Annotated in this window: 19 protein-coding genes; 9 read left to right on the top strand and 10 right to left on the bottom strand. The window is 69.9% G+C overall.

The annotated features are described in order from the left end of the window. Nucleotides 1-97 precede the first annotated feature (97 nt). From H7965_RS21310 to H7965_RS21275, 8 genes are all read left to right on the top strand, one after another. Nucleotides 98-970: a D-amino-acid transaminase gene (locus tag H7965_RS21310; RefSeq protein ID WP_186772633.1), complete on the top strand. Its 873-nt coding sequence runs from the start codon at nucleotides 98-100 to the stop codon at nucleotides 968-970. Continuing rightward, nucleotides 970-1,662 (top strand): HAD family hydrolase, encoded by a 693-nt coding sequence (locus H7965_RS21305; RefSeq protein ID WP_229682642.1) that lies wholly within the window; start codon nucleotides 970-972, stop codon nucleotides 1,660-1,662. Before H7965_RS21310 ends, H7965_RS21305 begins: the two co-directional genes overlap by 1 nt. 208 nt (nucleotides 1,663-1,870) lie before the next feature. Then, entirely contained in the window at nucleotides 1,871-2,164 is a 294-nt protein-coding gene (locus H7965_RS21300) for a hypothetical protein (protein WP_186772599.1), read from the top strand. After that, a complete protein-coding gene (locus H7965_RS31800; RefSeq protein ID WP_186772598.1) occupies nucleotides 2,085-2,738 on the top strand; it encodes a class I SAM-dependent methyltransferase in 654 nt (217 codons plus the stop codon). Before H7965_RS21300 ends, H7965_RS31800 begins: the two co-directional genes overlap by 80 nt. Before the next feature lie 10 nt (nucleotides 2,739-2,748). Beyond that, nucleotides 2,749-3,039 (top strand): hypothetical protein, encoded by a 291-nt coding sequence (locus tag H7965_RS21290; protein ID WP_186772597.1) that lies wholly within the window; start codon nucleotides 2,749-2,751, stop codon nucleotides 3,037-3,039. Nucleotides 3,040-3,215: 176 nt separating this feature from the next. Next, nucleotides 3,216-3,536 (top strand): RNA chaperone Hfq, encoded by a 321-nt coding sequence (gene hfq, locus H7965_RS21285; RefSeq protein ID WP_186772596.1) that lies wholly within the window; start codon nucleotides 3,216-3,218, stop codon nucleotides 3,534-3,536. Nucleotides 3,537-3,543: 7 nt separating this feature from the next. Continuing rightward, on the top strand, nucleotides 3,544-4,878 hold the full coding sequence (gene hflX / locus H7965_RS21280; protein ID WP_186772631.1) for a GTPase HflX: 1,335 nt from the start codon (nucleotides 3,544-3,546) through the stop codon (nucleotides 4,876-4,878). After that, the gene (locus tag H7965_RS21275) at nucleotides 4,875-5,708 is read left to right on the top strand and encodes an inositol monophosphatase family protein (protein WP_186772595.1); all 834 of its coding nucleotides are present in this window, start codon (nucleotides 4,875-4,877) and stop codon (nucleotides 5,706-5,708) included. The genes hflX and H7965_RS21275 overlap by 4 nt, the downstream gene beginning before the upstream one ends. A 75-nt stretch (nucleotides 5,709-5,783) precedes the next feature. Here the strand turns inward: H7965_RS21275 and mazG are convergent, their stop codons facing one another. The 9 genes from mazG to H7965_RS21230 all read right to left on the bottom strand — a co-directional run bounded on the left by mazG (nucleotide 5,784) and on the right by H7965_RS21230 (nucleotide 15,099). Continuing rightward, on the bottom strand, nucleotides 5,784-6,596 hold the full coding sequence (gene mazG / locus H7965_RS21270; protein ID WP_186772594.1) for a nucleoside triphosphate pyrophosphohydrolase: 813 nt from the start codon (nucleotides 6,594-6,596) through the stop codon (nucleotides 5,784-5,786). 247 nt (nucleotides 6,597-6,843) lie between these two features. Further along, nucleotides 6,844-7,638 carry an MBL fold metallo-hydrolase gene (locus H7965_RS21265; protein ID WP_186772630.1) on the bottom strand — a complete coding sequence of 265 codons (795 nt, stop codon included), beginning with the start codon at nucleotides 7,636-7,638 and terminating at the stop codon, nucleotides 6,844-6,846. Nucleotides 7,639-7,644: 6 nt separating this feature from the next. Then, nucleotides 7,645-8,421 carry a TatD family hydrolase gene (locus H7965_RS21260; protein ID WP_186772593.1) on the bottom strand — a complete coding sequence of 259 codons (777 nt, stop codon included), beginning with the start codon at nucleotides 8,419-8,421 and terminating at the stop codon, nucleotides 7,645-7,647. 4 nt (nucleotides 8,422-8,425) lie between these two features. After that, complete coding sequence (gene metG / locus H7965_RS21255) at nucleotides 8,426-9,952, bottom strand: methionine--tRNA ligase (RefSeq protein ID WP_186772592.1); 1,527 nt, start codon at nucleotides 9,950-9,952, stop codon at nucleotides 8,426-8,428. A 12-nt stretch (nucleotides 9,953-9,964) separates the two neighbouring features. Next, complete coding sequence (locus H7965_RS21250) at nucleotides 9,965-10,981, bottom strand: DNA polymerase III subunit delta' (protein ID WP_186772591.1); 1,017 nt, start codon at nucleotides 10,979-10,981, stop codon at nucleotides 9,965-9,967. Further along, nucleotides 10,978-11,598 (bottom strand): dTMP kinase, encoded by a 621-nt coding sequence (gene tmk, locus H7965_RS21245; protein WP_186772590.1) that lies wholly within the window; start codon nucleotides 11,596-11,598, stop codon nucleotides 10,978-10,980. Before tmk ends, H7965_RS21250 begins: the two co-directional genes overlap by 4 nt. Nucleotides 11,599-11,603: 5 nt before the next feature. Continuing rightward, nucleotides 11,604-12,758, bottom strand: coding sequence for a D-alanyl-D-alanine carboxypeptidase family protein (locus H7965_RS21240; protein WP_229682641.1), 1,155 nt, complete (start codon nucleotides 12,756-12,758; stop codon nucleotides 11,604-11,606). A 356-nt stretch (nucleotides 12,759-13,114) separates the two neighbouring features. After that, nucleotides 13,115-13,996 carry an RlpA-like double-psi beta-barrel domain-containing protein gene (locus H7965_RS21235; protein ID WP_186772589.1) on the bottom strand — a complete coding sequence of 294 codons (882 nt, stop codon included), beginning with the start codon at nucleotides 13,994-13,996 and terminating at the stop codon, nucleotides 13,115-13,117. Nucleotides 13,997-14,070: 74 nt separating this feature from the next. Then, the gene (locus H7965_RS21230; protein ID WP_229682640.1) at nucleotides 14,071-15,099 is read right to left on the bottom strand and encodes a lytic murein transglycosylase; all 1,029 of its coding nucleotides are present in this window, start codon (nucleotides 15,097-15,099) and stop codon (nucleotides 14,071-14,073) included. Nucleotides 15,100-15,237: 138 nt separating this feature from the next. On the opposite strand from H7965_RS21230, the gene H7965_RS21225 reads away from it, so the two are divergent. Then, on the top strand, nucleotides 15,238-16,638 hold the full coding sequence (locus tag H7965_RS21225) for an MmgE/PrpD family protein (protein WP_186772588.1): 1,401 nt from the start codon (nucleotides 15,238-15,240) through the stop codon (nucleotides 16,636-16,638). 233 nt (nucleotides 16,639-16,871) lie between these two features. Here H7965_RS21225 and H7965_RS21220 read toward each other — a convergent pair. Next, a partial coding sequence (locus H7965_RS21220) for an SdrD B-like domain-containing protein (RefSeq protein WP_186772587.1) occupies nucleotides 16,872-17,965 on the bottom strand: 1,094 nt, incomplete at its 5' end.

Here is a 17,965-nt window from a genome sequence, read left to right as displayed (position 1 = left end):
CCCTGGCCCCATCCGCCAGGGCATGGGCGTGCCGTGGACCGGCCTGGGTTTCGTGCGGGTGAGGGGCTATGATCGTGGCTCTCTCTCCGGGGTGATCATGTCGCGCATCGCCTATGTGAACGGCCGCTACCTCGACCAGCGGCTGGCCGAAGTGAATATCGAGGACCGTGGCTACCAATTCGGCGACGGCATCTATGAGGTGGTGCACCTCTACAATGGCCGCTTCATCGACGAGGATCGCCACCTCGACCGGCTGGAACGCTCGCTGCGCGAGATCCGCCTGCCGATGCCGGTGTCGCGCCCGGCGCTCCGCCATGTGCTGGCCGAGGTGGCGCGGCGCAACCGGGTAACCGAGGGCCTGCTCTACATGCAGGTCACCCGTGGCGTCGCCCGTCGCGACCATGCCTTCCCCGCCCGGTCGGTGCCCCCGGCGCTGGTGGTGACGGTGAAGCGCATCGCCGCCTACCCGACCGATGTCGACCGCTGGGCCGGCGCCTGCATCACCCTGCCGGACCTGCGCTGGGCGCGGCGTGACATCAAATCGATCAACCTGCTGCCCAACTGCCTGGCCCGCCAGGCGGCGCGGGAGCAGGGGGCGATCGAGGCCATCCTGTTCGACCCGGATTCCGGCACGGTGACCGAGGGCGCCGCCACCAATTTCTGGATCGTCGACGAGCACGGCGTCATCCGCACCCGCCACCTCGACCACGTCATCCTGCCCGGCTGCACCCGCGGCGCGCTGCTGGCGGAGCTGGAAGCGGCCGGCATCGCCTTCGAGGAGCGCGACTTCTCCATCGAGGAGATGCGCCGGGCGCGGGAGGCCTTCCTCACCTCTGCGACCTCCTTCGTGAAGCCGATCACCCGGATCGACGGCGCCCCGGTTGGCGACGGCGAGGTCGGCCCGGTGGTGCGCCGGCTGTTCGAGATCTTCGCGCGGCATGTGAAGGGCGACCGCAGGAACGCGGCGTGATGGCGCCTGCGCCGATGTCGGCCTTCGGCCGCCCTGATGTAGGGCCGCCGCGGGCGATCCTCTGGGATTGGGACAACACCCTGGTCGATGGCTGGCTGGCCATCGCCGCCGGGCTGAACGCCGCCTTCGCGGCGCATGGCCTGCCCAAATGGACGCTGGAGGAGGTGAAGGCGCGGGTCCGCCGCAGCCTGCGGGAGAGCTTTCCGGAACTCTTCGGCGCCGCCTGGGAGGATGCGCGGGAGGTGTTCTACGCCGCGGTCCGCGCCCACCACCTGCGGGTGCTGCAGCCGATGCCAGGTGCCATCGAGGCGGTGCTCGCGGTCGCCGCGGCGGCCATCCCGCAGGGCGTGATCAGCAACAAGCAGGGGCCGCTGCTGCGGGCGGAGGCGGCGCATCTTGGCTGGGACGGGCATTTCCGGATTCTGCTCGGCGCCGGCGACGCTGCCGCCGACAAGCCGGACCCGGCACCCTTCCACCTGGCGCTGCCGGCGCTGGGCGAAGTGGCGGGGCCGGCGGTCTGGTACATCGGCGACACGGGGCTCGACATGCAGGCGGCGCGCGCCGCCGGCTGCACCGCGGTGCTGTTCGGCGATGCGGCCCATGATGGCGGGGTGGCCAATGCGGCGCCCGACCTTGCCTTCGCCGATGGCAATGCGCTGGCTGCTTGGCTGCGGCGGACCCCGGCGACGTGACACCGGGCGGCGAGCGCTACGCCGGCCGGGCCGAGCGCCTGCATCTGGGCCGGCTGATCGGCTGGGCCTGGGACCATCAAGCGGGCCGCGCCCCGGCGATCCGGGTGGAGGTGAACGGCGAGGTCGCCGCGAGTTTACCCCCGACCTCCTGCGTCCCGACCTGGCCAAGGACGGCCTCGGCGATGGCCGCGGCGGCTTCGCCTGGGCGGTGCCGCCGCGGTTTTGTGACCCCGCGCCGCAGCGGCTGCGCCTGCTTGCCGCCGCCGATGGCAGCGTGATCTTCGAGCATGCCGAGGCCCGTCTCACCACCGCGGCGGAGGAACTCTACCGCGCCTGGAAGCAGGAGGCGCTGGGGCAGGGGCTCTGGGCGCTGGATGTGGTGCAGGTGCAGGGCGAAAGGCTGGTCGGTTCGGGGCTGGGCCGTGCCGCCCTATGGCCAGCCACGGCCGCTGCGACTGCAGGTGAACGGCGCCCCGGCCGAGATGACTTGGCTGCGCCGTAGCGAGCCTTTCATCGTCGACCCATTGGGCCTCGCCGGGCGCTTCGAGCGGCCACGATTTCGCTTCGGCCTGCCGCTGGCGGCGGTGGGCGACCCGGCGCTGCTGCATCTGTCGCTTCGCGAGCCAAGCGGCAGGCCGATCGCCCCGTCGCAGGACATCTGGGTCTCTGCCGCACCGGTCCCGCAGCCGCCGGAAATGCTGCGCCAGCGGGTGCACGGACCGGGCGATGCCGCAGGCTTCGACCGCACCGGCTGCACCATCGCCCATCTGCTGGCCCGGGTGCTGGAACGCCGGGTGCCGGGTGGCTTCGCCAGCTTCGGTACCGTGCTGGACTGGGGCTGCGGCTGCGCCCGGGTGGGGCGGTATCTGCTGCCGGCGCTGCCCGGCCGCTATGTCGGCGTGGATCCGGACGCTGGCGCCATCGGCTGGTGCCGGGCCAACCTGCCAGGGGGACGCTTCGAGGTGATCAGCACCGATCCGCCCCTGCCTTTCGCCACCGGCGGCGTCGACTGCGTCATCGGCGTCTCGGTCTTCACTCACTCTGACGGAGGCCCACCAGCGGCTCTGGCTGGCTGAGCTGGAGCGGGTGCTGCGACCGGGCGGAGTCGCTCTGCTGACCACCTTCGGCAAGGCTGCCTGGTCGCGCTTCCCACGCCGGTTCAAGGACTTCCTGCGCTGGCAGCGGACCGGCTTCACTGATTTCGGCCCGAGCCAGGATCTGGTGGGGGTGATCCCCGACCCCAACGTCTACCGCGGGGTCAGCCATGCCATTTCCTATATCCGGCAGGTCTGGAGCCGGCATTTCGATATACTGGAGGCCGAAGACGGCGGCATCGGCGGATACCAGGACATCATCCTGGCGCGCCGGAGGGCATGACATCGGCCCGGGTACCGCACGCCTGAACCATGACGCTCACGCAACACGTGAAATGGTGCACTGCAACGTCTTGCAAACCGTGGCCCGGTGATCGATGTTGGGGCCTCCAGGCGGGGCCGGACCCGCCGCGGCGGAACCGTCGAATACGGGTCGCCAAGAAAAAGAAGGACCGTGCCGTGGCAGCCGAGAAGTCCCAGAACGTGCAGGACGTGTTCCTGAACCACGTTCGCAAGAGCAAGACCCCCGTGACGATCTTCCTGGTCAATGGCGTCAAGCTACAGGGCATCATCACCTGGTTCGATAATTTTTCGGTCCTGCTTCGCCGGGACGGGCACACCCAGCTTGTCTACAAGCATGCGATCAGCACGGTGATGCCGGGCGCGCCGATCCAGCTCTTCGACGCCACCGCTGCCCGCGAGGGCGCCGTCGCCCAGGTCACGCGCGAGGGCACGACCCTGACCATGAGCCGCGAGGTCAATCCTGTCGGCAGCGACTGAGAACGGCCTGCCTCCCCCGGCGAATGATCGCGGGGATGGCACCGATTCCGGGCCCACACGGGCCGCCGTCATCCTGCCCTATGAGCGGCCGCAGCGTGTGGTTGCCCTGGTGTCGGAGGCGGCGCCCCGGGCCGCGGATGCACGCTTGGCGGAAGCCGTGGGGCTGGCCGCCAGCATCGGCGTGACCATCGTCCATACCGCCGTCTTTCCGCTGCGCGAGCGGCGGCCGAGCAGCCTGCTTGGCGAAGGCCAGGTGGCGGCGGCGAAGCAGGCAATTGCCGACCAGCGGGTTGCCGTGGTCATCGTCGATGCGGCGCTCACCCCGGTGCAGCAACGCAACCTGGAGCGCGAGTGGCGCTGCAAGGTCATCGACCGCACCGGGCTGATCCTCGAGATCTTCGGCGAGCGCGCCCGCACCAAGGAGGGCGCGCTGCAGGTCGAACTGGCGCATCTGGACTACCAGCGGACCCGGCTGGTGCGGTCCTGGACCCACCTCGAGCGGCAGCGTGGCGGCTTCGGCTTCCTCGGCGGCCCCGGTGAGTCGCAGATCGAGATCGACCGCCGGCTGATCACCGACCGCATGGTGAAGCTGAAGAAGGAACTGGAGCAGGTCCGCCGGACCCGCGGGCTGCACCGCCGGCAGCGGGAGCGCGTGCCCTATCCGGTCATCGCCCTGGTCGGCTACACCAATGCCGGCAAATCGACGCTGTTCAACGCCCTGACCGGCGCCGGCGTCTACGCCCAGGACCAGCTCTTCGCCACCCTCGACCCGACCATGCGCGGCATCCGCCTGCCATCCGGCCGGCGCGGCATCCTTTCCGACACGGTGGGCTTCGTCTCCGACCTGCCGACCCAATTGGTGGAAGCGTTCCGCGCGACCCTGGAGGAGGTGGCCTCGGCCGACATCATCCTGCATGTCCGCGACATCGCCCACCCGGACACCGCGGCGCAGCGCGCCGATGTCCTCACCGTGCTGCGGGAGATGGCGGAAGGCGCCAACCCGACGCTCGACCCCGCCTGGGAGTCGCGTGTCATCGAAGTGCTGAACAAGGCCGATCTGCTGGGCGGCACCGGACGGGTGGAGGACAGTTCGGACGGCACCGTCGCCGTCTCGGCGCTGACCGGGGAGGGACTGGACGACCTCCGCGCAGTATTGGATGCGCGGCTCGCGGCCGGGCTGGAGACGGTGGAATACGCCATCCCCGCCGCCGATGGCGCCAAGCTCGCTTGGCTCTACCGCCATGGCGAGGTGGTGGAGCGGCATGAGGCGGAGGGCGATGTCCGCGTCACCGTCCGGCTCTCCGCCGCCGACCGGGCGCGGTTCGAGCAGCCGCGGGCGTGACCCTCCGTTTCAACCATCGCCAGGCGACGGAGGTCGCGCAGCTGCTCCGCGCCGCCGCCCAGGCGGAGATCCTGCCGCGTTGGCGGCGGCTGGCAGCCGGCGCGGTACGGACCAAATCCGGTCCGCTCGACCTGGTGACCGATGCCGATGAGGCGGCCGAGCGGGTGATCGCCGCCGGCCTTGAGGCGCGCTTTCCGGGCTGCGTCGTGGTCGGCGAGGAAGCCACCGCGGCCGATGCCACGGTGCTGCAGCGGCTACAGGGGGCCGAGCTGGCCTTCGTCGTGGATCCGGTGGATGGCACCGCCAATTTCACTGCCGGCCTGCCGCTCTACGGCTGCATGGCGGCGGCGGTGGTGCATGGCGAGGTGGTAGCGGGTTGGATCCATGATCCGCTCGGCGACGACACCACCATCGCGCTGCGCGGGGAGGGGGCCTGGATCGAAGACACCGAGGGCACGCGCCGCGCCATGCGGGTCGCCGCGTCGGTCCCGGTCGGGCAGATGGTCGCGGCGGTGTCCTGGGGCTTCATGCCGGAGCCGCTGAAGAGCCAGGTCGCCTCTCGCCTGCCGCGGCTCGGCGCCGCCATCGGAATGCGCTGCGCGGCACATGAGTACCGGCTGGCCGCCGATGGCCATGTCCATGCGCTGATCTACAACCGGCTGCTGCCCTGGGACCACGCCGCCGGCTGGTTGTTGCACCGCGAGGCAGGGGGCTACGCCGCCCGGTTCGATGGCAGCGCCTATAGCCCGCTGGTCACCACTGGCGGGATGATCTGTGCCCCGGACCGCGAAGCCTGGCAGGCAGTGCATGAGGCGCTGATCAGACCCTGATTGGCGGCCCCGTTCATCATCCCGGCGTCAATTTGATTCGCTGTCGACTCTCCCGACTCGGCATGCCTTCCGGTCTTACTGGTCGGGCAGATGGGGTGTTTTTGCGGTCCGCTCAGATTTCTTAGCGGCCTGCCATTCCGCTTCCATGGTCTCCAGACCGACCTCGGCAGGGGTGGCGCCGCGCTCGGCCAATTGCGCCTCCACAGCATTGAACCGCCGGGCGAATTTGGCATTCGCCGCCTGCAGGCAGGCCTCCGGATCCAGGCCCAATTTCCGTCCCAGATTGGCTACGACGAACAGCATGTCCCCGAGCTCATCGGCCAGGCGTTCAGGCTTCGCAGCCGGGATCTCCGCTCGTAGTTCCTCGACCTCCTCGGTCAACTTTAAGAGCACCGAGTCGGTATCCGGCCAATCGAACCCGACTCGGGCGGCCCGCCGAGTCAGCTTCAACGCCCGAGTCAAAGCGGGGAGGGCGGCCGGCACGCCTGCCAGCACCCCGTCATCCTTCGCTGAACTCCGCTCTGCCTGCTTCAGCGCCTCCCAACCAGGATTCCCTGCCGCCGCATCACCGAAGACGTGGGGATGCCGTCGGATCATCTTGTGGCTGATCGCCTCCGCCACATCCGCGAAACCGAAGACGCCAGCCTCCTCTGCCATCCTCGCGTGGTAGACGACCTGGAACAGCAAATCGCCCAGCTCATCCAGCAAGGCGCCCATCTCTGGCCCGCGCCCAATCGCCTCGGCCACCTCATAGGCCTCCTCGACGGTGTAGGGCGCGATCGTCTCGAACCTCTGCTCTCGGTCCCAAAGGCACCCACCGACCGGTGCGCGCAGCCGCACCATGATCTCAAGAAGCCGAGCCAGGGCTGCCTCAGGCGGTGTCGTCATCGGAGATCCCTCGCAAGCGGTAGCGGCCGAACCATGGGCCATATAAAAGTCCCTAACGAAAACCAAGAGACGCGGTGGCGCGCCGAGTCGGGACAACTCGGACAGCACCGCAAGGAGAGGGCGCAGCAGGCAATTCCATCCACGCGTCCGTTCACATCCAGGCTCACCGCATAAGGTATATTATGGAATAAAAATCTGTGGATGGATTTGGGGATTTGGCAGGTCAGATCTCTGGGATTTCCAGGATTTAGATCTCTGGGATTTCCAGGATCATGCCGTCATGGGCCGGCTCGACCCCCGGCGGCAGGCTGCGCAGCAGGCTTCGGTAATCCATGGCCGTTCCCATATGGGTTAGCACCGTGCGCCGGGGCTTTAGCCGCTCCACCCATTCCAGCACCTGGTCGAGGTTCGCATGGACCTTGTGCGGCCGAAGCTGGAAGCAGCCGACCACCCAGGTGTCGAGGCCAGCCAGCGCCTCCAGGCTCTCCTCCGGCAACATCACCACGTCGGTCGAATAGGCAAAGCCACCGATCCGCAGCCCGAGCGTGTCCATCACCCCATGGTCCTGGCGGAACACCTGGACCGGCAGCCCGGCCATGATCACCCGGTCGCCATAGGCCAGCCGGATCGGCTCCAGCGCCGGGCGGTAGAAGAATGGCGGCGTCGGGCCGATGAAGGCGTAATCGAAACGATCGTCCAGCTTCTGCAGGGTCGTCCTTGTGCCATAGGCATCGAGCGCCCGGCCGGTGATCCGATTGACCTGACGGATGTCGTCGATGCCGAGGATGTGGTCGGCATGGGCATGGGTGAACAGAACGGCATCGAGCCGGGCGGCGCCCACGGCCAGAAGCTGCTGCCGCAGATCCGGCCCGGCATCCACCAGCAGCCGGCCGCCTTCCGGCCCTTCGATCAGGGCGGAGGTGCGGGTGCGGCGGTTGCGCGGCTCATCCGGGTCGCAATCCCCCCATTCACCCCCCTCGCCCGCCCCGCCGATCAGCGGCACGCCGCCGGAGCCACCGCAGCCCAGGATGGTGACTCGCAGCACGGCTCAGGCGGCCTTCGGGTAGAGGCGGAAGAAATTCGCCGTGGTCAGTACCTCCACCTCGGCGATGCCGATGCCCCGGGCCTCGGCCAGCACGCGGGCGGTATGAGCAACATAGGCCGGCTCGCAGCGCTTCCCGCGCAGCGGCACCGGGGCGAGGTAGGGGCTGTCGGTTTCCACCAACAGCCGCTCAGCCGGCAACTCGGCGGCCAGCGCCCGCAGCTCGGTGGATTTCGGGAAGGTCAGGATGCCGGAGAAGGAGACATAGCCGCCGAGCGCCACCGCCTGCCGCGCCAGTTCGGGGCCGGAGGAGAAGCAGTGCAGCAGGAAGGGAAAGCCGCCGGCGGCCGCATGCTCCTCCCGCAAGATGCCGATGATGTCGTCATCCGCCTGACGGGCATGGATCGCCAGCGGCAAGCCGGTGATCCGTGCGGCCCGGATATGACGGCGGAAGCCCTCCTGCTGCGCCTCGCGCGGGGCCTTGTCGTAGAAATAATCGAGGCCGCTCTCGCCGAGGCCGATGATCCGGGGATGGTCGGCCAGCGCCGCCAGCGCCTCAACGCTCGGCAGTCCCTCGGGCTCGCCGGCATTGTGCGGGTGAACACCCACCGTGCCCCAGACATCCGGGAACCGCTCGGTCAGCGCCTTCACCGCGGCAGCCTGGCCGACGCGGGTGCCGATGGTGACCATGCGGCCGATGCCGGCGTCCCGCGCCCGGGCAAGCACGGCTTCGATCTCCGCCTCGACGAAGTAGTCGAGGTGGCAATGGGAATCGACCAGCATCGGCTCAGGTCACCATTTCGATCTTGCGGAACAGCGGGCTCGGCGGTGGCAGGGCGATGCCACCGGGCAGCGGCTCCGCCAGCGCTGCCAGGCTGCGCGCCTCGGCCGGCACGCCGAGCTGGTCGAGCAGCGCCGCCATGGTACCGGGCATGAAGGGCTGCAGCACCGTGGCGAAACCGCGCAACGCAGTGTGCAAATGCCGTAGCACCGCTGCCATCCGCACCAGGTCGGTCTTCTTCAGCGCCCAGGGCTGTTGCTGGGTGATGTAGCCGTTGGCGCCGCGCACCTCGGCGAAGATCGCCTCCAGCACCAGATGGAATTCCTGGCGGTCGAGATGGGCACCGACCCTGGCCGCCAACCCCGCCACCGGCTCCAGCAAGGCGGCATCCGCCTCCACCGCATCGGCCGGCGGCGGCAGATTGCCGTCGCAATTGCGCTGGATGAGCGACAGGGTGCGGTTCGCCAGATTGCCCAGCGCGTCCGCCAGCTCTCCGTTCAGTCGTCCGATGAGCGCGGCGCGGGAGAAGTCGCCGTCATTGCCGAAGGGCACCTCGCGCAGCAGGAAATACCGCACCGGATCCAGCCCGTATTCCTCGACCAGCGCCAGCGGGTCGATGACATTGCCGAGCGACTTCGAGATCTTCTGCCCTTCATTCGTCCACCAGCCATGGGCGAAGACCCGGCGCGGCGGCTCAAGGCCCGCGGCCTTCAGGAAGGCCGGCCAGTAGATGGTATGGAAGCGGATGATGTCCTTGCCGACGAAATGCACATCGGCCGGCCAGAAGCGCCAGAGCGGATGGCTCTCATCCGGGTAGCCGAGGGCGGAGATGTAATTCGTCAGCGCATCCAGCCAGACATACATCACATGGGCATCGTCGCCTGGCACCGGAACGCCCCAGCGGAAGCTGGTGCGGCTGATGGAGAGGTCGCTGAGCCCGCCCTTGATGAAGCTGATCACCTCGTTCCGCCGGCTTTCCGGCGCGATGAAGCTGCGGTTCTCCTCGTAGTAGTCCAGCAGCCAGTCGCGCCACTTGGACAGGCGGAAGAAGTAGGAAGGCTCCTTCACCCAGGTGACCGGCGCGCCGCTCGGGGCGTATTTCACCCCGTCACGCTCGACCAGCTCGTCAGGGCCGTAGAAGGCCTCGTCGCGCACCGCGTACCAGCCCTCATAGGCGCCGAGGTAGATCTCGTCCCGCTCCGCGAGGCGCCGCCACAGCGCCTGGCAGGCCGCCTTGTGCCGCGGTTCCGTGGTGCGGATGAAATCGTCGTGGGAGAAGCCCATGCGATCCGCCAGGGTTCGGAAATGCTGGCTCACCTGGTCGGTGAAGGCCTGCGGGTCCATGCCCGCGTCCTGCGCCGCCTTCTCCACCTTCTGGCCATGCTCGTCGGTGCCGGTCAGGAAGTACACCTCCTGCCCGTCCAGCCGCTTCCAGCGCGCCAGCACATCGGTGGCCAGCGAGGTATACGCGTGCCCGATATGCGGCCGGTCGTTCACGTAGTAGATCGGCGTGGTCAGATAAGTCTTTGCCATCACGGCTATCTTTCAGCGTACGGAGAGCAGGCCCAGACCGGTCAGCACAGCCTGCTTGCGGTCGAGGTTCAACCGCTCGGTCTCGTCCGCGAGGAGGCCGAGCTTGTCCCATACGGTGGCCCAGTCAGCAAGCGACCGGCCAGCCAGCCAGGACGCCTGGTCACCGCCCTTCCCCGCCTCCCGCAGCCCGGCCGATAGCGCCCGCCGCAGCAATGCGAAGAAGGTGCCAAGCGCGGTGGTCTCGCGCCGCGCCGCGACCCGATCGGCGATATCGAGCGCGACGCGCGGGTCGAGTTGCGGCAGGCCGCGCAGCACCTCCTCCACCACCGCCTGCAAGGCCAGCCCCTCGCCTTCTGCCAGGGCCAGCGCGCGGCCGGGGCTGCCGTCGGCAATGCGGCACAGCCCGGCCCGCTCCGCCGCCGGCAGCTCCGGCAGCCAGCGCGCCAGCAGCCCGTCCATGGCCTCTCCGGGCAGTGGATAGAGGTCGAGCCGCCGGCACCGGCTGCGGATGGTCGGCAGCAGCGCGCCAGGCTGGCTGGTGACAATGAGCTGGATGGTGCGTGGTGGCGGTTCCTCCAGCGTCTTCAGCAAGATGTTCGGCACGACCTCCCGCTCCGCCCGATCCAGCTCCTCGACGACGATGACCCGCCAGCCGCCCTCGGCGGCGGTATGCGCCAGGAAGCGCACGGCGGCGCGGGCGTCGTCGGCGCGCAGGATCTCCTTCTTGCCCCTGTCGCCGGTGTTGGGCGCCATGGTGAAGAGGTCGGCGTGCGCGCCGGCGGCGATGCGGCGGAAGGCGGGGTGGCTCTCCGGCACCGCCAGCGGCGGCTGGCCACAAATGGCGGGCGGCTGCCCGGCCAGCAGCCAGCGGGCGAAGCGATAGGCCAGGGTCGCCTTGCCGACCCCGACCGGGCCGGTGATCAGCCAGGCATGGTGCAGCCGGGTCGCCCGCGCCGCCTCCTCCAGGCTGCGGGCCGCCGCGTCATGGCCGACGAGATCGGGGTTGGCGCGGGGCTCCGGCGGGATCATGCCGGCAGCAGGCGGGCGGTAACCGCGCCCAGGATCGCCGCCGCCACCTCCGGTGCCGTGGCGCTGGCGTCGATGCGCAGGCACCGCCCCGGCTCGGCGGCGAGAACGGCGGCGAAGCCGTCCCGCACACGCTCATGAAAACCGGCGTCGAGCCGATCGTAACGGTTGACCTCGCCCCGCGCCTGTACCCGCGCCATGCCGAGGCCCGGCGGCACGTCCAGCACCAGGGTGAGGTCCGGCCGCAGCCCCTGCAGCGCCGCGCCGGCGATGGCATCGAAGGCGGCGCGCGGCACGCCCTGGCCGTGCACCTGATAGGCCAGGGTGGAATCGGCGAAGCGGTCGCAGACCACCCAGATGCCGGCGGCCAGCGCCGGCTCGATCATCCGCGCCGCATGCTCCCGCCGCGCGGCGAAATGCAGCAGGCATTCGGCGATGCCGTCCCAGCCACGGCCGAGCAGCAGGTCACGCACCGCCTCCGCCCCCGGCGCGCCGCCCGGCTCCCGCGTCAGCAGCACCGGCAGGCCGGCGTCGGCGAGGGCGCCGGCCAGGGTCCGGGCCTGGGTGGATTTTCCCGCCCCCTCCCCGCCTTCCAGCGTGATGAAGCGGCCGCGCCCCACCTGCTTCAGCCGCCGGAGACCCAGCGGCCGATCACCGCCGGGATGCGGGAGATGAGGCCAAGCCGCTCGACGTCGGCGCCCGCCATCAACGGCAGCGACATCGGCGGAACGCCCTGGCCGGAAACCTCCAGCCGGCCGAGTTCCGTCCCCTTCAGCACCGGCGCCGCCACCGGCGCGTCGTAGCGCAGCCGCGCCTGCAGGCTCCGGCGCCACTGCTTCGGCAGGGTGACCACCACGTCGCGGCCGCCCACCAGCGGCACGCTGCGGCGGTCACCCAGGTGCACCGGCACTTCCTCGATCACATCGGCGGCGCGGAACAGCACCACATTCTCGAATTCGCGGAAGCCCCATTCCAGCAGCCGCTCGCTCTCCTCCGCCCGCGCCCGCATGCTGTTGAGGCCGTTGAACACCAGGATCAGCCGCCGCTCGCCGCGTTTCGCGCTGGCGGTCAGGCCGTAGCCGGCCTCCTCGGTATGGCCGGTCTTGAGGCCGTCGGCGCCCGCGACGCGGGACAGGGCCGGATTGCGGTTGTCCTGGCTGATGTCGTTCCAGCGGAAGCTGCGCTCGTTGTAGACCGGGTAGTATTCTGGGAAGTCGAGGATGATGCGCTTGGCCAGCCGTGCCAGATCACGGCAGGTCGTCCGGTGCTCGGGATCCGGCCAGCCGGTGCTGTTGCGGAAATTGCTGCTGGTCAGGCCGAGTTCGCGGGCCTTGTCGTTCATCGCCTCGGCAAATTGCTGCTCGCTGCCGCTGATCGCCTCGGCGAAGACCACGCAGGCGTCGTTGCCAGACTGCACGATGACGCCACGCATCAGCGCTGCCACCGGCACGGTGGTGCCGACCTGGACGAACATCTTGCTGCCGCCCATGCGCCAGGCGCGCTCGCTGACCGGCAGTTCCTGGTCGAGCTTCAGCCTGCCCTGCTTCAGCATGTCGAAGACCATGTACATGGTCATCAGCTTCGACATGGAGGAGGGCGGCATCCGCTCATCCGCGTTCTTGTCGAGGAGCACCGCGTCAGTGTCGAAGTCGATGATCAGCGCCTGGCGCGCCTGGGTGTCGAGCGGCCCGAGCGGCGTCGTCGCCGGCGAGGAGGGCGGCGGGGCCGGGCGCGGCGTCCCTGCCCGGCGCGGCTGTGCCAGGGCGGACAGGGGCAGCACGGCGGATGTGAGGGCCGCCGCCGCAGGTACGACGAGGCTGCGGCGCGGGAGCCCATCAGCGGCCCCGAACATTGACATGTTCACCCCCCCCTTGGACGCCGGGCACGAACCTCTGGCTTGCTCAGCGTCGCGGCACTGGCCGCGGACCGCATGCCGGGAGCCCATGGATGTTGCGTCGCAACGTTCATGGACTCCCGTCGCGGCCTCGGACCAGTCAGTAGACCGGTCTGCTTGTATCAGACCGGCCGTCTCGGGGGCTGGGCTGCGGGGCATGGTGGGCGGGCTCCTGCGGGCGTTGCGGCATCGGATACGCGCTGTTGCCGGTACGGCTCAAGCATGAGGTGAGGATGGGCCGGCTAGTCGATGAGAATTCGTGGATCCGCCACCCCGGCGCGATGCACCAGCGCCAGGGTGCGATCGGCCGCCGCAGCATCTGCAAAGGGACCGAGGCGGACCCGGAACTGTGCCTGCCGCCCGCTGCCGACCGCCTCGACCCGGGCCCCGGCCCCGGCTATGCGGGCCGCCTGGCGCTGCGCCTGGTCGTGGCGGAAGAAGACGCCGGTTTCAATGAACAGCCGGCCGGGCTGGGCATGGCCATGGATGACCTCCTCCGGCAGTGGGTCGGGCGGCAAGGGCATGGCCACCTCCACCGCCGGCCGGCCTTCGGCGCGTGGCGCCGGCGCCGGGCCGCGAGCAGCGACGCGGGCGCCGGGCGGCGGCGCCAAAGCCTCCGCCTGCACCGCGCCGCGCGGCGCGGCGGCGATCGCCAGGGTGGCGGTCTCCTGGTTCGGCAGGCCGCGGGCAAGCGCCCGGCTCGGCGCCTCATCCACCTCGATGCGTACCGGGATGGCGTCGCCCGGTGTCCCGCCCAGCAGCGTCGCGGCGCGTTCGGAAAGGCCGAGGATCCGGCCCGGCTGCACCGGCCCGCGGTCGTTCACCCGCAGCCGGATCTCGTGCCCGGTGTCGAGGTTCCGTACCCGCAGAATGACGGGAAGCTGCAGCGTGCGATGCGCACCGACCAGCCGGCCCGGGTCGAAGACCTCGCCATTGGTGGTGCGCCGCCCGGCGCGGCGGTCCGGCAGGGTGCTGGCGAGGCCGGTCTCGACCAGGGCGAAATCCTCGCGCGGGTAGGACCAGAGATTGCCGAGCGAATAGGGCTCCCCGACCACGTAGCGGGCCTGGGGCACCGGCAGCGGCTGGCGGTTGCAGCCGGCCGGTACCGTCAGGCCCAGCGCCACCGCTAGCCCGAGGCGAAACCGAACCGGGCGCTTCAGCCTGTCCTGCCGTGCGGTGCTTCCCGCACCCAGAGCAGTCAAGCCACCCGGTCCGAGAGCAGCCCCACCGCAAGCCCGTAATTGACCGGCGAGTTATAGCGGCGGATGACCCGCAGATTGTGGTGACCGAGGAAGATCTGGCCGGCACCGCGGCTCGGCAACACCAGTTGTCCCTCGAGATCGCTGGCCGGCAGCGCACCGCCATCGGCGGCACGGAAGCCGAGCCGGGCGAAGTCACGCAGGCTGCGCTTGCTGTCGGTGTCGACGCGGTCGCGGTCGAAGCCCGGCGGCGGCCGGATCTCCCGCCCCCAGGGCTCGCCCTCGCGCCAGCCGCTGCGCTGGAAGTAATGCGCGATGGAGGCCAGCGCATCGGCCCGGCTGTCCCAGATATCGCGCCGCCCGTCTCCGTCGAAATCCACCGCCAGCCGCTCGAAGTTCGAGGGCATGAATTGCGGCTGGCCCATTGCCCCGGCCCAGGAGCCGCGCATCCGCTCGGGCGAGATATGGCCGCCGTCCAGCACCCGGAGCGCGGCCAGCAGCTCGGCGCGGAAATAGCTGGCGCGGCGGCCCTCCCAGGCCAGGGTCGCCAGCGCCTCGATGATGCCGAAGCCGCCGGTGTTGCCGCCGAAATTCGTCTCGACACCCCAGATCGCCACCACCACCCGCGGCGAAACCCGGTAGCGCGTCTCGATGGCGCGCAGCAGGGTGGCGTTCTCCAGGTAGTTCCGCTGCGCATTGGCGACACGGGTGGGCGAGACCATGATCCGGTCGCGGTAATCCTCCCAGGTCAGTCCGCCCTCGGCCTGGCGCCGGTCGAGCTCGATGACCCGGGCATTGGGCCGCAGCCCGGCGAAGGCCCGGTTGACGGCCGCGGTGGAGATGCCGGCACGCCGGGCATCGGCGCGCACGCCGTCGAGGAATGCGTTGAAGCCGCCATCGCCCTGGGCGAAGGCATCGGTGGTCGCCGACAGGGCGGCGACTCCGGCGAGAAAGGAACGCCTGGGGTGCATCGGTGCACAGGTGCCATGGCTGCGGCGCCGCCGCAACGCGGAGAGTCGGGGGATCATCCGCCAGCTTCTGCGCCAGGAGTATGTCCGGCTCCTTGACCAAGCCCTCCGGAGACCGCGCCAAGGCCCGGACGGGCCTGGTGGCTTGGCCCGCCCCCGCGCGGTGGCTAGGATCGGCCGGAAGCCCGGAGGAACCCCATGGCCGCCGTTACCGAAACCATCGCCACCTACTGCGCAAGCCTGGACTTCGCCACCCTGCCCGGCGATGTGCGGGAGCGCACCCGGTTCCTGCTGCTGGATCTGGTTGGCAACATCGTCCGTGGCCGGCACGACGCCGAGAGCACCCCTGCCCTGCTGGCCATGGCCCGCGCCCTGGGGCTGGCCGCCGGCGGCTCCGCCGTGCTCGGCGACAGCGCCCGCTACACTCCGGCCGGGGCCGCGATGCTGAACGGCGCCCTGGCCCACAGCCTCGATTTCGACGACACCCACGCCGCCGGCACCCTGCACCCCGGCGCGCCGGTGATCCCGGCGACGCTGGCGGCGGCGGAGATGGTCGGCGCCGATGGCCGCACCGTGCTCTCGGCAATCGTTGCCGGCTATGAGGTGACCTGCCGCCTGGCGCTCGCCCTGCCCGGCGGCGACCACTACGACCGCGGCTACCATCCGACCGCGACCTGCGGCGCCTTCGGCGCCGCCGCCGCCGCCGGGCGGGTGTTCGGGCTGGATGCCAAGGCGATGCAGGATGCCTTCGGCATCGCCCTGTCGCAGGCCGCCGGCAGCCTGCAATTCCTTGCCAATGGCGCCTGGACCAAGCGCTTCCAGGTGGGCTGGAGCGCCATGAACGGCCTCGCCGCCGCGACCCTGGCGCGCGAGGGCTTCCGCGGCGCCGCCGAGGCTTTCGAGGGCAAGGCCGGCTTCCTCCGCGCCTATGCGCCGAACCCGACGCCGGAGCGGGCGCTGCAGGGGCTCGGCACCCAGTTCGAGCTGATGAACACAGCGGTGAAGCCCTATCCCTCCTGCCGCTACGGTCACGCCTGCATCGACGCCGCCATCGCGCTGCGCGCCGAGCTTGGCCTGAAGCCGGAGGAGATCGAGGCGGTGACCATGGGCCTGCCGAACAAGGGCATGCTGCTGGTCGGCGCGCCGCTGGCCTACAAGCAGAATCCGCAGAATGTGGTGGATGGCCAGTTCAGCGGGCCCTTCGTCGTCTCCTGCGGCCTGGCGACCGGCCACATGGGCTGGGACAGCTACGCGCTGCTGTCCGACAGCACGGTGCGCAGCCTGCTGCCGAAGGTGAACTGCGTCGAGGACCCGGAGATCCAGGCGCTGTTCCCGACCCATATGGCGGGCAAGCTGACGATCCGGGCGCGCGGCCAGGAGTTCGTCCGCAAGATCACCGTCGCCAAGGGCGAGCCCGAGAATTTCCTGACCGAGCCCGAGCTGCGCGCGAAGTTCCACGGGCTGGTCGATGCCGTGCTCGGGGCGGAGCGGGCGGCGCAGCTCGCGGATGCGGTGCTCGGGCTGGAGCGCATGGCCGATGTGAACGGCATGATGCGGCTGGCGGCGCCGATCATGGCCGCGCGGCTCGCTGGGGAATAGAGGCCAGCGGCAGGTCCGGGGACACTGTGCCTGAACCCCTGCTGGGGGGCGAGCGTCCCCCCCAGACCCCGGCCTGAGTAAGAACGCCTATCGAACCGGGTGCTCGCCAATGTCCTTCCGCGGCGTTGCTGCGGAAGGCGTGTCGAAGCGCGGATTGGGAGGGACCATTGGTCCCCTCCCAAAAAGCTGCGCAGCGGTTTTGTAGGGAATTCCAGGGGCGCCCGCCGCGCGGGCTATCCCCAGACGCTGTCGTCCACCGCAATGACCGTCTTGACGCCATTGTAGGTCAGAGTGCCGTCGTTGTTGTACTCGTCCAGCCAGTTCTTGATCGTCTCGCCGCCGGTGATGCCGTTCGCCGTGGAGTTCCAGGCGGCGGAGCTGGCGGCGACTTTCCAGCTGGACGCGCTCAGGGACAGGCTGCCATCGCCCATTCCGTCGCCATTCTCATCAGCGGAGTGGCGCTGCAGCCAGGTGATGCCCTGGGTCACCGCATCCTTCGCGTCGAAGATGGCGGGGTTGTTGGCAGGATCGGTGAGCGGATTGCCGGCCAGGTAGTTCAGCCAGGTCGCCACCAGCGCCCGGTCCAGGATGAAGCGCGCATCCGCGGCCGAATCCGCCGCGTTCAGCGCCGTGAGGGCTTCGCTCTGGGTGTAGAAGATCGTCACCTCGCCGGCGTCGGTCTTGCCGTTCTTGTTGAAGTCGCCGATCAGGATACCGAGCTTCCTGGCACCGCCCACCGGATCGACCACGCCGGCGGAGCCGTATGTTTGGTAGAGGATGTCGCCATTGGCAAAGCCTGCCTTTCCCGCCTGCTTTGGCGCGCTGGCATCCCCGTCCCAGAAATCCTGCCAGCCATTCTGCTTCCAGAAGCCCGGCGTCCGTACGCCGGGGCTGCTGATCCCGAGGTAGAGGCCGGCGTCTACCGTGCTGTTGTGCTGGCCTGAGAGCAGTGTGATCTGCTGGGTATACCCGTCGCTGTTGGCGTCGCTGTCCTTGGCGTCGTCGCTGCCCTGGTTGGCCACGGTTGGCACATAGCCGAAGGGCGTCACGAAGTGGACACTGTATTCGCCAGGAACCAGGCTGGAGAACATGTACGCGCCGGCTGATCCGGTGGTGGTGGTCGCCACCACGGCGCCGGTGGCATCCAGCAGCTCGACGGTGACGCCGGCGATCCCGGCCTCGCCGCTGTCCTGGATGCCATTGGCGTTGCGGTCCTCGAAGACATAGTCGCCGAGCGAGGCCGGCCGGTAGAAGCCGGCATCGAGCGTGCCGTTGAACTCGCCCGAGGCCAGGGTGACCTGCTGGGTCACGCCGCCGACCGCATCGC

Origin of the sequence: Siccirubricoccus deserti, assembly GCF_014283215.1 — a bacterium.
Classification (GTDB): domain Bacteria; phylum Pseudomonadota; class Alphaproteobacteria; order Acetobacterales; family Acetobacteraceae; genus Siccirubricoccus; species Siccirubricoccus deserti.
Note: the sequence above shows the minus strand (reverse complement) of the source record. Positions and strands in the feature narration are given on the sequence as shown.

Bases quoted from the DNA above. Each gene is read 5' to 3' on its own strand.
- H7965_RS21310 (WP_186772633.1), top strand. From the start codon at position 98: ATGTCGCGCATCGCCTATGTGAACGGCCGCTACCTCGACCAGCGGCTG.
- H7965_RS21305 (WP_229682642.1), top strand. From the start codon at position 970: ATGGCGCCTGCGCCGATGTCGGCCTTCGGCCGCCCTGATGTAGGGCCG.
- mazG (WP_186772594.1), bottom strand. From the start codon at position 6,596: ATGACGACACCGCCTGAGGCAGCCCTGGCTCGGCTTCTTGAGATCATG.
- H7965_RS21260 (WP_186772593.1), bottom strand. From the start codon at position 8,421: ATGCTGGTCGATTCCCATTGCCACCTCGACTACTTCGTCGAGGCGGAG.
- metG (WP_186772592.1), bottom strand. From the start codon at position 9,952: ATGGCAAAGACTTATCTGACCACGCCGATCTACTACGTGAACGACCGG.
- H7965_RS21250 (WP_186772591.1), bottom strand. From the start codon at position 10,981: ATGATCCCGCCGGAGCCCCGCGCCAACCCCGATCTCGTCGGCCATGAC.
- H7965_RS21230 (WP_229682640.1), bottom strand. From the start codon at position 15,099: ATGATCCCCCGACTCTCCGCGTTGCGGCGGCGCCGCAGCCATGGCACC.
- H7965_RS21225 (WP_186772588.1), top strand. From the start codon at position 15,238: ATGGCCGCCGTTACCGAAACCATCGCCACCTACTGCGCAAGCCTGGAC.